The organism is Pseudomonas guariconensis, assembly GCF_024127895.1.
GTDB lineage: Bacteria > Pseudomonadota > Gammaproteobacteria > Pseudomonadales > Pseudomonadaceae > Aquipseudomonas > Aquipseudomonas guariconensis_B.
The window spans coordinates 226,168-240,563 of the sequence record NZ_JAMYBK010000006.1; the positions used below are offsets into that span (position 1 = coordinate 226,168).

Consider the following 14,396-nt stretch of genomic DNA (forward strand, 5'->3'; position numbering starts at 1 on the left):
GTCGAACGAACTCCTGATCCTGTTGGCGCTCCGCGAGGAGCATCGGCGCAGCCAGGGCCTGCGCTACGCCGTAAGAGAGTGAATGTGCCTAGTGGCCTGCGTGCTCGATTCGTGCACTCGAATCAACCGCCCGGGCCACTAGCCACGGCACCATTGCGCAGGGTCGGTCGGTCGGCCCTGCTGGCGAATGGCGAAGTACAGGCCTGCGCTGTCCTGCCCACCGCTGTCGCCGACGGTGGAGATGGCCTCGCCGGCCTTGACGATGTCGCCGGCGCTCTTGAGCAGGCTCTGGTTGTGGCCGTACAGGCTCAGGTAACCATTGCCATGATCGAGAATGACCAGAAGTCCGGCGCCGCGCAACCAGTCGGCGAACACCACGCGCCCGCCGTGCACGGCACGTACCTGGGTGCCGGGCGCGGCACCGATCATCACGCCGTCCCACTTGGCCCGGGCATCGCCGCCTCGCGCATCTCCGAAGCGTGCCAGCAATCGACCATTGACCGGCCATGGAAGTTTGCCTCGCGCGGCAGAAAATGCGCCGCCGTAGCTGGCGCCAGTACTGGACACCATCGGGCCGAGGGTGGTGCGGGCCTTTTTCGGTGCCTCTTCCTCGCGGTTGGCCGAGGCTTGCTGCTGGCGGCGTCGCTCGGCTTCCTGCTGGGCCAGGAGCGCCTTCTTGCGTGCCTCCTCGGCTTCGCGGGCCTGGCGCGCCAGGGTTTCCTCGATGGTCTTGAGTACCTTGGTCAGCTCGGCCTGGTCCTGCTGGCGGGCCTGGAGCTTCTTGTCGCGCGCCTTCAGGTCGCTGTCGAGCTTGGCCAGGACCTGCCGGCGCTCACTGCGCACGGCCTCGAGCGCCTGGCGACGGCTGTCGAGGTTGCCGCGCTGGACCAGCAACTGGGCCTGCTGGCGGCTGATGTCCTGTTCGACGCCGGCCAGTTGGCGCAGGGTTTCGTTGAAGGCGCGCAATTGCTCCAGGCGCGCCTTGCTCAGGTAGTCGTAGTAGGTCAGGGTGCGGGCGAATTTCTCGGGGTTCTGCTGGTTGAGCAGCAACTTGAGGTATTCCTCGCGGCCGTTCTGGTAGGCGGAGCGGGCCTGGATGGCGATCAGTCGTTGTTGTTCAACGCGGGCGCTCTGGAGTTTTTTTTTCTCGGTATCAAGGCGCTCCAGCTCGCCCTCGGTCTTTTTTAGTTCCTGTTGCAGAGCCTCCACCTGCTTTTCGAGATTGCCGATGTCGGTCTCGGTGGCCTTGAGGTCTTTCTGCACGCCGGACTTCTCCGCCTGCAGCTTGCCCAGCATCTTCTTCAGCTCGGCGATGTCCTGGCGGGTGGCGTCCAGTTGTTGCTGGGTCTGCGCGCGCTCGTCGGCGAAGGCCGGGCTGAGCAGGCAGGACAGGGCGAGTAGGATCAGGGCGCGGAGCATGGAGTCGGGCGTACCAGGGATGGAGACTGGCCTAGTATGCCCGCCCGGGGCTGCAAAAAAAACGTTTCGCGGTATCAGCGGCAAGCTTCGAGCTGCAAGCGGCAAGAAAAAGCTCAACTGGCGGCCTGTGCTGGCAGTCAGGCGGGGCCTTGTGATCCTGGGGCTGCTTTGCAGCCCATCGCCGGCAAGCCGGCTCCCACAGGGACCGCGCCGCCCTTGAGGTTGGCGCAGAACCTGTGGGGGGCGCTCAGCCGTCGACCAGAATGGAGGTCCCGGTCATTTGCGCCGGTTTTTCCAGGCCCAGCAGCTTGAGCATGGTCGGCGCCACGTCGGCCAGCACGCCGCCTTCGCGGACCTTGAGGTTGCGCTTGCCAACATAGATGAACGGCACGGGCTCGGTGGTGTGGGCGGTGTGCGCCTGGCCGGTGCACTCGTCCTCCATCTGCTCGACGTTGCCGTGGTCGGCGGTGATCAGTGCTTCGCCGCCTACCTGCTCCAGGGCCTCGACGATGCGCCCGACGCAGTTGTCCAGGGCCTCGACCGCCTTGACCGCGGCGTCGAACACGCCGGTATGGCCGACCATGTCGCCGTTGGCGTAGTTGACCACGATCACGTCATAGCGCTGCTGCTCGATGGCCTCGACGATACGGTCGGTGACCTCCGGCGCGCTCATCTCTGGCTGCAGGTCGTAGGTGGCGACCTTCGGCGACGGGATGAGGATGCGCTCCTCGCCCTCGAACGGCTCTTCGCGCCCGCCCGAGAAGAAGAAGGTGACGTGGGCGTACTTCTCGGTCTCGGCGATGCGCAGCTGGGTCTTGCCGTGCTTGGCCAGGTATTCGCCGAGCACGTTGTCCAGGCTGGCCGGGGCGAAGGCCGCCGGGGCGGGGATCTTGGCCGAGTACTGGGTCAGGCCGATGTAGGCGGCGAGCTTGGGCAGGCGCGTGCGCGGGAACTCGTTGAAATCGGCCTCGACGAACACGCGGGACAGCTCGCGTGCGCGGTCGGCGCGGAAGTTCATGAAGACGACGGCGTCGCCATCCTCGACCTTGACCGCCTCGCCGATGCGGGTGGCCTTGACGAACTCGTCGCTCTCGTCGCGGGCATAGGCTGCCTGCAGGCCGGCCACGGCATTATCGGCGCTGTATTGGGCGACGCTGTCGACGATCAGCTCGTAGGCGGCGCTGACGCGGTCCCAGCGATTGTCGCGGTCCATGGCGTAGTAGCGGCCGATGATGCTGGCGATACGGCCCTTGCCCAGGCGGGCGAAGGTGGCGTCGAGCAGCTCGAGGGACGATTGCGCGCTGCGCGGTGGCGTGTCGCGGCCATCGAGGAAGGCGTGCAGGTAGATCTTCTCGGCGCCCCGCTGGGCGGCGAGTTCGGCCATGGCGATGATGTGGTCCTGGTGGCTGTGCACGCCGCCATCGGAGAGCAGGCCGAGGATGTGCACGGCCTTGCCGGCGGAGGCCGCCTTGTCCACCGCATTGGTGAGGACCGGATTGTGGAAGAACTCGCCGTCGCGGATGGCCTTGGTCACGCGGGTGAAGTCCTGGTACACCACGCGCCCGGCACCGAGGTTCATGTGACCGACCTCGGAGTTGCCCATCTGCCCGTCGGGCAGGCCGACATCCATGCCCGAGCCGGAGATCAGGCCGTGCGGCTGGCTGGCGCGCAGGCGATCGTAGACGGGGGTGTTGGCTGCGAAGATGGCGTTGTACTCGGGGCTTTCGCTGTGACCGAAACCATCCAGGATGATCAGGACCAGGGGTTTAGGCGTGCTCGTCATCAATCCCACTCACGGTTGTTCAAAGATGATAAAGACACGCATTTTAGGGCAAATACGCCATGTGCGGCGAATATTCCTCCTGGCGCCCGACCAGCGCCGCCACAGACCGGACATGAAAGCTGTTTCGCGGCCGGTCCGTCGGGCTTTGGCCGGCTTGGGGGGCTGTGTATACTGGCCGGCATTTTCAATCGCGTGGAACACCCCTGATGGTTGCTAACCTGATTCAATTTGCGACAAACCACTACATCCTGGTGGCGATCTTCTTTGTTCTGCTGATCCTGCTGCTGGTCAACGAAATCCGCCGTGGCGGCCAGAGCCTGAGCAGTGGCCAGCTGACCGCACTGATCAACGCCGAGAAAGGCGTGGTGATCGACATTCGTCCGAGCAAGGAGTACTCGTCCGGCCACATCGTCGGCGCGCTGAACATCCCGCAGGACAAGCTGGTCAACCGTATGGCCGAGCTGGAAAAGCACAAGGGCAAGACCCTGATCGTGGTAGACAGCATGGGCCAGCAATCCGGCTCCATCTGCCGCGAGCTGCTCAAGGCGGGCTACACCGCCGCCAAGCTCAGCGGTGGCGTTTCCAGCTGGAAAGCCGATAACCTGCCCCTGGTGAAGTGAACATGAAGCCTGTCATCGTCTATTCCAGCGACTACTGCCCCTATTGCATGCGCGCCAAGTACCTGCTCGAGAGCAAGGGCGTGGCGTTCGAGGAAATCAAGGTCGATGGCAAGCCGCAGGTGCGTGCCGAGATGAGCCAGAAGGCCGGCCGCACCTCGGTGCCGCAGATCTGGATCGGCAGTACCCATGTCGGTGGATGCGATGACCTCTATGCCCTGGAGCGGGCGGGCAAGCTCGATGCCCTGCTCGAGGCCTGACTCACACCTTTTTCAAGACCATTAGGAAAAGATCTGCCATGACCGACCAACAGAACAACGGCGCAGCCGCCGACGACAACGCCCCGCAATTCTCCATGCAGCGCATCTACGTGCGCGACCTGTCCTTCGAGGCACCGAAGAGCCCGCAGATCTTCCGCCAGCAGTGGGAGCCGAGCGTCTCGCTGGACCTGAACACCAAGCAGAAGGCCCTGGAAGGCGACTTCCACGAAGTGGTGCTGACCCTGTCGGTGACCGTCAAGAACGGTGAGGAAGTCGCCTTCATCGCCGAGGTGCAGCAGGCGGGCATCTTCCTGATCAAGAACCTCGACGCGGCCTCCATGAGCCACACCCTCGGCGCGTTCTGCCCGAACATCCTGTTCCCGTACGCCCGCGAGACCCTGGACAGCCTGGTGACCCGTGGTTCGTTCCCGGCCCTGATGCTGTCGCCGGTCAACTTCGACGCCCTGTACGCTCAAGAAATGCAGCGCATGCAGGAAGCCGGCGAGGCGCCTTCGCTGCAGTGATCTGCCGCGAGAGACGAAAACCCTGCGGGGTAATGCTGTTCACTTAAGTCTGATGCGACATCGATTGGGGCTGCCTTGCAGCCCATCGCCGGCAAGCCGGCTCCCACAGGATCGTGCATTCCTTGAGGCTTGCAGCGTACTTGTGGGAGCGGGCTTGCCCGCGAAGGGCCGCAAGGCGGCCCCAATTGCTTAAGTGAGCAGCATTACCCTGCGGGGCGCTTTTTTCATGGGGTGTGTCGGCGGAGCTGGCGGCACCTCAAGCAAACCCTTGCTGGCGCCACGCCTCGTACACTGTCACCGCCACCGTATTGGACAGGTTCAGGCTGCGGCACCCTGGCCGCATCGGCAGGCGCAGGCGCTGCTCGGCCGGCAGGCTGTCCAGCACCTCGGCCGGCAGGCCACGGCTCTCGGGGCCGAACAGGAAGGCGTCGCCCGGCTGATAGTCGACTTCATGAAACGGATGCGAGCCCTTGGTGGTGAAGGCGAACAAGCGCGGATGGCCAAGGCTTTCCAGGCATCCAGCCAGGCTCTGGTGGCGTTTGAGCGTGGCATACTCGTGGTAGTCCAGCCCTGCCCGGCGCAGGCGCTTGTCGTCCAGCTCGAAGCCCAGCGGTTCGATCAGGTGCAGGTCGCAACCGCTGTTGGCGCAGAGCCGGATGATGTTGCCGGTATTCGGCGGAATCTCTGGTTGAAAGAGGATGACATGAAACATGCACGGCTCCAGGCGTGAAGATGGCGAGCATTCTACCCTCGAACCCGACCCGCGTTCGAAGGCCTGGCCGCGCGTGCTGTTTTCCCTGGCCATCGTCGGCCTGATGGTCGGGCTGATGATCGGCCGCCTGACCGCGCCCGAGGAGCACGTGCTGGAGCGGGTGGAGGTGGTGCAGGACGGCCTGGACCTGTGGTTCGACGACGAGCCCAGGTTGCATGGGGAGAACGTGGACGGGACCCTGGCCTTGCTGTTCCAGGCCGAAGGCAAGGCCCAGCAGGGCCAGTTGCGCTTGCAGGGGAAGCCGGTGGGTTGGCGTGTGCGCAAAAGCGAGGAAGGGTTGTTGCTGACCGTGGTCGCCGCGCGCCCCCTGCACGGCGAATGGGCCGGTGCGAAGGAGGCGGGGCGCTGGCGGGTGCAGGTGAGGCTGCACGAATAAAAGAGGGGATATCCCGGCCTGCCTGTACCGAGGTCCCCAAAACTGGAGATACCTGGCTTATTGCAGATGCCGTGCCAGTTTTGCAAAGCCCGGAAATAGTGGGGTTGGAGCGGTTTTTCTGGGGGATTTTCGGGCCAGCATGCATCTGGGCGGTGCAGCGGGCACAGAATCGGTGCGCGGGGGGATTGATGGCGATCCTGGCGAAGGCGGGGCTGCAAAGCAGCCCCACAGGTGTGCCGTTGCGCTTGAGTGCGGCGCCGGACCCTGTGGGAGCGGGCCTGCCCGCGAAAGCGCCTGTGGGGTAACGCGAAACCTCAGTGTTCCTCGCCGTCGTCGTCATCCCCGCCATCGACATTCATCCCCAGCTCCTTGATCTTGCGGGTCAGGGTGTTGCGTCCCCAGCCCAGCAGCACGGCGGCATCGCGGCGGCGGCCGGCGGTGTGCTTGAGGGCGGTCTCGATCATGATGCGTTCGAAGCTGGGCACGGCGCTGTCGAGCAGGTTCGACTGGCCCCGGGCCAGGGCCAGGTCGGCCCACTGGCGCAAGGCCTGCTCCCAGTTGGTCACCGGAGCGGCGTCCTGGGGCAGGTTGAGCAATTCCGGCGGCAGGTCGCCGATCAGCACTTCGCGGCTGGAAGCCATCACGGTGATCCAGCGGCAGGTGTTCTCCAATTGCCGCACGTTGCCCGGCCAGGGCAGGTTGCGCATGAATTCCTCGGTTTCCGGCTTGAGCAGCTTGGGCTCGACCGCCAGCTCCTGCGCCGCGCGGCCAAGGAAGTGGCGGGCAAGGGCGGGAATGTCCTCGCGGCGGTCGGCCAGGCGTGGAATGTGGATGCGGATCACGTTCAGGCGGTGGAACAGGTCTTCGCGGAACTTGCCGGCCTGCACCAGCGACTCGAGGTTCTGGTGGGTGGCGGCGATGATGCGCACGTCCACCTTGACCGGCACATGGCCGCCGACCCGGTAGAATTCGCCATCGGCCAGCACCCGCAGCAGGCGGGTCTGGGTGTCGGCGGGCATGTCGCCGATCTCGTCGAGGAACAGGGTGCCGCCGTCGGCCTGCTCGAAGCGGCCGCGCCGCAGGTTGGCCGCGCCGGTGAAGGCGCCTTTCTCATGGCCGAACAGCTCGGACTCCATCAGGTCCTTCGGGATGGCCGCCATGTTCAGGGCGATGAACGGCGATGCTGCCCGCGGGCTGTGGCGGTGCAGGGCGTGGGCCACCAGTTCCTTGCCGGTGCCCGACTCGCCGTTGATCAGCACGGTGATGTTGGAATGGCTGAGCCGGCCGATGGCGCGGAACACTTCCTGCATCGCCGGCGCCTCGCCGATGATCTCCGGGGTGCGGGCCAGGGTTGGCGGCACGTCGAGGGCCTGCTGCTCCTGGGCATGCTGGTTGGCGCGCTTGACCAACGACACCGCTTCGTCCACGTCGAACGGCTTGGGCAGGTACTCGAAGGCGCCGCCCTGGTAGGAGGCCACGGCGCTGTCCAGGTCGGAATGGGCGGTCATGATGATGACCGGCAGACGCGGGTGCTGCTCGCGGATCTGGGCCAGCAGGTCAAGGCCGCTGGTGCCAGGCATGCGGATGTCGGAGATGATCACGTCCGGCTGCTGGCGGGCCAGGCGGCCCATGACGCCATCGGCGCTGTCGAAGCTCTGGGTGGTCATGCCTTCCTGTTGCAGGGCTTTTTCCAGGACCCAGCGGATGGAGCGATCATCGTCGACGATCCAGACGGTTTCACTTCGGCTCATGAGGCGGTGGCTCCTTGTTCCAGAGGCAGGAAGATCGAGAATGTGGTGTGGCCGGGGTGGCTGTCACATTCGATCAGGCCCTGGTGCTGGCTGATGATGTTCTGGGTGATGGCCAGGCCGAGCCCGGTACCGTCCGGGCGGCCACTGACCATGGGATAGAAGAGGGTGTCCTGCAGTTCGGCGGGGATGCCCGGGCCGTTGTCGGTGATCTCGACCCGCGCCACCAGCCGGTGGCGGATGTGCCCGATGGTGAACTGGCGCACCGCGCGGCTGCGCAGGGTGATGCGGCCCAGGCGCAGCTCGTTCTGCCCGCCGATCGCCTGCATCGCGTTGCGCACGATGTTGAGCACGGCCTGGATCATCTGCTCGCGGTCGATCAGCACGTCCGGCAGGCTCGGGTCGTAGTCGCGCACCAACGTGATGCTGCCTTGGCTTTCCGCCTCCACCAAGCTGCCGACCCGCTCCAGCACTTCGTGGATGTTGGTCATGGCCAGCGACGGCAGCTTGTTCGAACCGAGCATGCGGTCGACCAGGTTACGCAGGCGGTCGGCCTCCTCGATGATCACGTTGGTGTAGTCGCGCAGCCCCTCGTCGGGCAGCTCGCGCGACAGCAACTGCGCCGCGCCGCGAATGCCGCCGAGCGGGTTCTTGATCTCGTGGGCGAGGCCGCGCACCAGCATCTTGGTGGTTTCCTGCTTGCTCAGCTGGGCCTCTTCCTTGGTGATGCGCAGCAGCCGGTCGCGGGGGTGGACCTCCAGCAACAGCAGGGTCTGCCCTTGGTGCAGGATCGGCGTCACGGCATAGTCGACGGTGATGGTCTGGCCGGTCAGCGAGGTCAGCTGGGCCTCGCGCTTGGTGAACGGGTGCGCCTGTTCCACGGCTTGGCGCAGGGAGTTGAGCGCTTCGGTGGACTCGGTGAACAGCTCGCTGATGAACTGCCCGTGGCTGCGCTGGCCGCTGACGGCCAGGAGCATCTCCGCGGCCGGGTTCATGTACTCCAGGCGCAGCTCGGCATTGAGCAGGAGCGTGGCGGTGGTCAGGTTGTCCAGGAGCAGACGGTGCTGTGCATCGCTGATGGTCATAAGGCGTCGTTGACCTCTTTTGGCACATGGAGTGCCCTGGCGGTAAACAGGGGCGGGCGCGCAGGTGTCCGCTCGTTGCCAGGAAAATGCAAGAAACAAACCAAAGCTCCGAAAAGAAGCGGCATTTGCGGATAAAGCCCTGGATCTGCGCGAATTCGGGCCAGAAAGCCCTGGTTTTCCGTGGCTGCTGACCCAAATTGGGATGCATGGCGGGGCGTAGCGGTTTTCTGTGCACCAATATAGAGCATAGGGTGCGAGAGGGCTGCCTGCCGCTTTCCATCGGAGCGGGACGCGAAAACGAAAACGGCCTCCCGAGGGAGGCCGTTTCGATGAGGGCGTCGACGCGAGGCGTCGCCTACATCAGACGCTGTAGTACAGGTCGTATTCCAGCGGGTGGACGAAGGTGCGGACCTTGATCTCTTCTTCCGACTTCAGCTCGATGTAGGCATCGATGAAGTCGTCGGAGAACACGCCGCCCTTGGTCAGGAACGCACGGCCCTTGTCCAGCTCTTCCAGGGCTTCCTTCAGGCTGCCGCAGACCTGCGGGATTTCCTTGGCCTCTTCAGGCGGCAGGTCGTACAGGTTCTTGTCGGCGGCATCGCCTGGGTGGATCTTGTTCTGGATGCCGTCCAGGCCGGCCATCAGCAGCGCGGCGAAGCACAGGTACGGGTTGGCGGCCGGGTCCGGGAAGCGCGCTTCGATACGGCGGGCTTTCGGGCTCGAGACGTACGGGATGCGGATCGAGGCCGAGCGGTTGCGGGCCGAGTAGGCCAGCATGACCGGCGCTTCGAAGCCTGGCACCAGGCGCTTGTAGGAGTTGGTGGACGGGTTGGTGAAGCCGTTCAGGGCCTTGCCGTGCTTGATGATGCCGCCGATGAAGTACAGGGCGGTGTCGGACAGGCCGGCATAGCCTTCGCCGGAGAAGGTGTTCTTGCCGTCTTTGGAGATCGACATGTGGACGTGCATGCCCGAGCCGTTGTCGCCGTACAGCGGTTTCGGCATGAAGGTCGCGGTCTTGCCATAGGCGTCGGCGACGTTGTGCACGCAGTACTTCAGGGTCTGGACTTCGTCAGCCTTGGTGACCAGGGTGTTGAACTTCACACCGATCTCGTTCTGGCCGGCGGTGGCCACTTCGTGGTGGTGAACTTCGACGACCAGGCCCATTTCCTCCATGGCGTTGCACATGGCGGTACGGATCTCGTGGTCGTGGTCGCATGGCGGAACCGGGAAGTAGCCACCCTTGACGGCCGGACGGTGGCCCTTGTTGCCGCCTTCGACGTCCTGGTCGGTCATCCAGGAGCCTTGTTCGGAGTAGATCTTGAACATGGAGCCGGAGATGTCGGACTTGAATTTGACCTGGTCGAAGATGAAGAACTCAGGCTCCGGGCCGACGAACACGGTGTCGCCGATGCCGGTGGACTTCAGGAATTCCTCGGCGCGCTTGGCGATGGCGCGTGGGTCGCGGTCGTAACCTTGCATGGTGGAAGGCTCGATCACGTCGCAGACCAGGATCAGGGTCGGCTCTTCGGTGAACGGGTCGAGCACGGCGGAGGAGTCGTCCGGCATCAGGATCATGTCGGAGGCTTCGATGCCTTTCCAGCCTTCGATCGACGAGCCGTCGAACATCTTGCCGGCTTCGAAGAAGTCCTCGTCCAGCGCATCGCGAGCGGGCATGGTGACGTGGTGCTGTTTGCCTTTGGTGTCCGTGAAACGCAGATCAATCCACTTGACGTCATGATCTTTGATGAGTTGAACCGACTTCGACATGTTGTCCTCCGGATGGGTCTAGGGCGCGGTGGGCCGCTGCCCTGGAAAAAGGGTGTCGCCGGGCGCGGATAGTCGGCCAAGCTTACCTGCCTCACAAGAGAGCAAATTGCATGCCAGTGCCCAAAAATGGCGAGGCGGGGATAAAACCTGGCGGTTTCGGGCGTTTTGCGGGGTTAGGGGGCTTTAGGCTGCACCTATAAGAGGCGTTTTTCTGGCTGGATGCACCAATATGGTGCTTGCTGGATTTTGCGCTGACTGCCTTGGCCTTATTCGCGGGCAAGCCCGCTCCCGCAGAGGGGCGAGTCAAACAGTCGATGCGGTTTGCAGGGCTTGGGCCCCTGTGGGAGCCGGCTTGCCGGCGACAGGGGCGGTACAGGCACCCCGAAAATCATTCCCTATCGTCGAAATACCAAAACCTTCTGCTCAAACCTTGAGCAATTTCCGCTATAATTCGCGCCCCTCATTTTCGGCAGGCCCCGCGCGCGCTGTTATCCAATGAAACTCATCGTCAAAGTCTTCCCTGAAATCACCATCAAGAGCCGGCCGGTGCGCAAGCGTTTCATCCGCCAGCTCAGCAAGAACATCCGCCTGGTGCTCAAGGACCTGGATCCCGAGCTGGTGGTCGATGGTGTCTGGGACAATCTCGAGGTGGTCACCCGCGTCGAGGACGAGAAGGTCCAGCGCGAGATGGTCGAGCGCCTCACCTGCACCCCGGGCATCGCCCACTTCCTGCAGGTCGAGGAATACCCGCTGGGCGACTTCGACGACATCGTCGCCAAGTGCAAGGAACACTTCGGCCCGCTGCTGGCCGGCAAGCGCTTCGCCGTGCGCTGCAAGCGCGGCGGCCACCACGACTTCACCTCGATGGACGTCGACCGCTATGTCGGCAGCCAGCTGCGCCAGCAATGCGGCGCCGCGGGTATCGACCTGAAGCACCCCGAGGTGGAAGTGCGCCTGGAGATCCGCGACCAGCGCCTCTATGTGGTACACACCCGTCACCCGGGCATCGGCGGCTACCCGCTGGGCGCCCTGGAGCAGACCCTGGTGCTGATGTCCGGCGGCTTCGACTCCACCGTGGCCGCCTACCAGATGATGCGCCGCGGCCTGATGACCCATTTCTGCTTCTTCAACCTCGGTGGCCGCGCCCACGAGCTGGGGGTGATGGAAGTCGCCCACTACCTGTGGAAGAAGTTCGGCAGCAGCCAGCGCGTGCTGTTCATCAGCGTGCCGTTCGAGGAAGTGGTCGGCGAGATCCTCGGCAAGGTCGACAACAGCTACATGGGCGTGACCCTAAAGCGCATGATGCTGCGCGCCGCGGCCAAGGTCGCCGAGCGCCTGGAGATCGACGCCCTGGTCACCGGCGAGGCGATTTCCCAGGTATCGAGCCAGACCCTGCCGAACCTGGCGGTGATCGACCAGGCCACCGACAAGCTGGTGCTGCGCCCGCTGCTGGCCAGCCACAAGCAAGACATCATCGACACCGCCTACCAGATCGGCACCGCCGAGTTCGCCAAGCACATGCCCGAATATTGCGGCGTGATCTCGGTGAACCCGACCACCTGTGCCAAGCCGCACCGGGTCGCCCATGAAGAGAACCAGTTCGACATGGCGGTGCTCGAGCGCGCCCTGGAGCGCGCCCGCTTCATCTCGATCGACCACGTCATCGACGAGTTGGGCCAGGACATCGAGGTCGAGGAAGTGAGCGAGGCCCTGCCGGGCCAGATCATCCTCGACATCCGTCACCCGGACGCCCAGGAAGACGAACCCCTGGTGCTCGAAGGCATCGAAGTCCAGGCGCTGCCGTTCTATGCGCTCAACAGCCGCTTCAAGCACCTGGATGCCAACCGTCAGTACCTGCTCTATTGCGATAAAGGTGTCATGAGCCGTCTGCATGCTCATCACCTGCTCAGCGAGGGACACGCCAATGTGCGCGTTTATCGCCCCGCCTAGGAAGCACGATGGCGACCGTTCTCGCCATCGTCCTCCCGACCGGTACTGAGCGCCGAATGCCTTGAACCCGATGCCTGCGGGCAGCGGTCACCGAATACCTAGATCGAGAAACACACAGTGATTGAGAATCTGCGCAACATTGCCATCATTGCCCACGTCGACCATGGCAAGACCACCCTCGTCGACAAGCTGCTGAAGCTCTCCGGCACCCTCGACCGCAAAGAGGCGGAAAGCGAGCGCGTGATGGACTCCAACGACCAGGAAAAGGAACGCGGCATTACCATCCTGGCGAAGAACACCGCCATCAAGTGGAACGGCTACAACATCAACATCGTCGACACCCCCGGTCACGCCGACTTCGGTGGCGAGGTCGAGCGCGTGATGTCGATGGTCGACTCGGTACTGCTGGTGGTCGACGCCCAGGACGGCCCGATGCCGCAGACCCGCTTCGTGACCCAGAAGGCGTTCAAGGCCGGCCTGCGTCCGATCGTCGTGGTCAACAAGATCGACCGTCCGGGCGCCCGTCCCGACTGGGTCATCGACCAGATCTTCGACCTGTTCGACAACCTGGGCGCCACCGATGAGCAGCTGGACTTCCCGATCGTCTACGCCAGCGCCCTGAACGGCATCGCCGGCATGGACCACGAGAACATGGACGACAACATGGACGCCCTGTTCCAGGCGATCATCGACCATGTGCCGGCCCCGGTCGTCGACACCGAAGGCCCGTTCCAGATGCAGATCTCCCAGCTGGACTACAACAGCTTCCTGGGCGTGATCGGCATCGGTCGCATCACCCGCGGCAAGATCAAGACCAACACCCCGGTCGTGGCCATCAGCGACGACGGCACCAAGCGCAACGGTCGCGTGCTGAAGATCATGGGCCACTCGGGCCTGCAGCGCGTCGAAGTCGCCGAGGCCGAAGCCGGCGACATCGTCTGCGTCTCGGGCATGGACGAGCTGTTCATCTCCGACACCCTGTGCGACCCACAGAACGTCGAGGCGCTGCCGCCGCTGACCGTCGACCAGCCGACCGTGAGCATGACCTTCCAGGTCAACGACTCGCCGTTCGCCGGCAAGGAAGGCAAGTTCGTCACCAGCCGTAACATCAAGGACCGCCTGGACAAGGAGCTGCTGCACAACGTGGCGCTGCGTGTCGAGCAGGGCGACAGCCCGGAGAAGTTCAAGGTTTCCGGCCGTGGCGAGCTGCACCTGTCGGTCCTGATCGAAACCATGCGCCGTGAAGGCTTCGAGCTGGCCGTGGGCCGTCCGGAAGTGGTGATCATCGAGAAGGACGGTGAGAAGCAGGAGCCGTACGAGAACGTCACCATCGACATCGAGGAACAGCACCAGGGCCCGGTGATGGAGCAGATGGGCCTGCGCAAGGGCGACCTGACCAACATGGTGCCGGACGGCAAGGGCCGTATCCGCCTGGAGTACATCATCCCGGCCCGTGGCCTGATCGGCTTCCGTAACGCTTTCCTGACCATGACCTCGGGTACCGGCATCCTGACCAGCACCTTCGAGAAGTACGGCCCGATCAAGGCCGGTGGCGTGACCCACCGCCAGAATGGCGTGCTGGTCTCGATGGCTGGCGGTACCGCGCTGACCTACTCCCTGGAAACCCTGCAGGACCGCGGCAAGCTGTTCCTGTCGCCGGGCGACGAAGTCTACGAAGGCATGCTGGCCGGTATCCACAGCCGTGACAACGACCTGGTCATCAACCCGACCAAGGCCAAGAAGCTCGACAACATGCGTGCTTCCGGCAAGGACGACACCGTCCAGCTGACCCCGGCGGTGAAGTTCACCCTGGAGCAGGCCCTGGAGTTCATCGACGAAGACGAACTGGTCGAAGTGACGCCGAAGTCGATCCGCCTGCGCAAGAAGTTGCTGACCGAGAACGAGCGTAAGCGCGCGAGCAAGTGATGCTGCTTTGAGGCATTAAAAACCCGGCTGGCTGGCCCAATGCCGGTCAGTTAAGACTTTCAGTTGTCATTTGGGGTCGCTTCGCGCCCCATCGCCGGCAAGCCGGCTCCCACACTGTCCGTGCAAACCGCATCATGTGTGGTCGCCGCGGTCCCTGTGGGAGCCGGCT

General features: G+C 64.1%; 12 protein-coding genes. 6 read left to right on the top strand and 6 right to left on the bottom strand.

What is annotated here, in order from left to right:
* Nucleotides 1–138: 138 nt before the first annotated feature.
* Together NJF35_RS10205 and gpmI are read right to left on the bottom strand one after the other, a co-directional pair.
* The gene (locus NJF35_RS10205; protein ID WP_225787490.1) at nt 139–1,419 is read right to left on the bottom strand and encodes a murein hydrolase activator EnvC family protein; all 1,281 of its coding nucleotides are present in this window, start codon (nt 1,417–1,419) and stop codon (nt 139–141) included.
* A gap of 247 nt (nt 1,420–1,666) precedes the next feature.
* Nucleotides 1,667–3,202, bottom strand: a complete 1,536-nt coding sequence (gene gpmI / locus NJF35_RS10210; RefSeq protein ID WP_225787489.1) for a 2,3-bisphosphoglycerate-independent phosphoglycerate mutase — start codon at nt 3,200–3,202, stop codon at nt 1,667–1,669.
* 206 nt (nt 3,203–3,408) lie between these two features.
* Here gpmI and NJF35_RS10215 point away from each other — a divergent pair, with 206 nt between their 5' ends.
* Genes NJF35_RS10215 through secB form a run of 3 tightly spaced genes read left to right on the top strand, consistent with a single transcriptional unit; the run spans nt 3,409 to nt 4,603 of the window.
* A complete protein-coding gene (locus NJF35_RS10215) occupies nt 3,409–3,822 on the top strand; it encodes a rhodanese-like domain-containing protein (protein WP_225787488.1) in 414 nt (137 codons plus the stop codon).
* Between the two features lie 2 nt (nt 3,823–3,824).
* On the top strand, nt 3,825–4,079 hold the full coding sequence (gene grxC / locus NJF35_RS10220; RefSeq protein WP_225787487.1) for a glutaredoxin 3: 255 nt from the start codon (nt 3,825–3,827) through the stop codon (nt 4,077–4,079).
* Between the two features lie 38 nt (nt 4,080–4,117).
* Nucleotides 4,118–4,603, top strand: a complete 486-nt coding sequence (gene secB, locus NJF35_RS10225; protein WP_225787486.1) for a protein-export chaperone SecB — start codon at nt 4,118–4,120, stop codon at nt 4,601–4,603.
* A gap of 256 nt (nt 4,604–4,859) precedes the next feature.
* On the opposite strand, the gene trmL is transcribed toward secB, so the two are convergent.
* Nucleotides 4,860–5,315, bottom strand: a complete 456-nt coding sequence (trmL, locus tag NJF35_RS10230) for a tRNA (uridine(34)/cytosine(34)/5-carboxymethylaminomethyluridine(34)-2'-O)-methyltransferase TrmL (RefSeq protein WP_225787485.1) — start codon at nt 5,313–5,315, stop codon at nt 4,860–4,862.
* Here trmL and NJF35_RS10235 point away from each other — a divergent pair.
* Nucleotides 5,314–5,751, top strand: a complete 438-nt coding sequence (locus NJF35_RS10235) for a hypothetical protein (protein WP_225787484.1) — start codon at nt 5,314–5,316, stop codon at nt 5,749–5,751. The two genes, trmL and NJF35_RS10235, sit on opposite strands and share 2 nt — an antisense overlap.
* A gap of 314 nt (nt 5,752–6,065) precedes the next feature.
* On the opposite strand, the gene ntrC is transcribed toward NJF35_RS10235, so the two are convergent.
* From ntrC to glnA, 3 genes are all read right to left on the bottom strand, one after another.
* Entirely contained in the window at nt 6,066–7,502 is a 1,437-nt protein-coding gene (gene ntrC / locus NJF35_RS10240; protein ID WP_225787483.1) for a nitrogen regulation protein NR(I), read from the bottom strand.
* Nucleotides 7,499–8,584, bottom strand: coding sequence for a nitrogen regulation protein NR(II) (gene glnL, locus NJF35_RS10245; protein ID WP_225787482.1), 1,086 nt, complete (start codon nt 8,582–8,584; stop codon nt 7,499–7,501). Before glnL ends, ntrC begins: the two co-directional genes overlap by 4 nt.
* A gap of 360 nt (nt 8,585–8,944) precedes the next feature.
* A complete protein-coding gene (gene glnA / locus NJF35_RS10250) occupies nt 8,945–10,351 on the bottom strand; it encodes a glutamate--ammonia ligase (RefSeq protein WP_225787481.1) in 1,407 nt (468 codons plus the stop codon).
* A gap of 495 nt (nt 10,352–10,846) precedes the next feature.
* Between glnA and thiI the strand changes: the two genes are divergently transcribed.
* A complete protein-coding gene (gene thiI, locus NJF35_RS10255; RefSeq protein ID WP_225787480.1) occupies nt 10,847–12,301 on the top strand; it encodes a tRNA uracil 4-sulfurtransferase ThiI in 1,455 nt (484 codons plus the stop codon).
* A 117-nt stretch (nt 12,302–12,418) separates the two neighbouring features.
* Nucleotides 12,419–14,227, top strand: coding sequence for a translational GTPase TypA (typA, locus tag NJF35_RS10260; protein ID WP_225787479.1), 1,809 nt, complete (start codon nt 12,419–12,421; stop codon nt 14,225–14,227).
* Nucleotides 14,228–14,396: the final 169 nt, after the last annotated feature.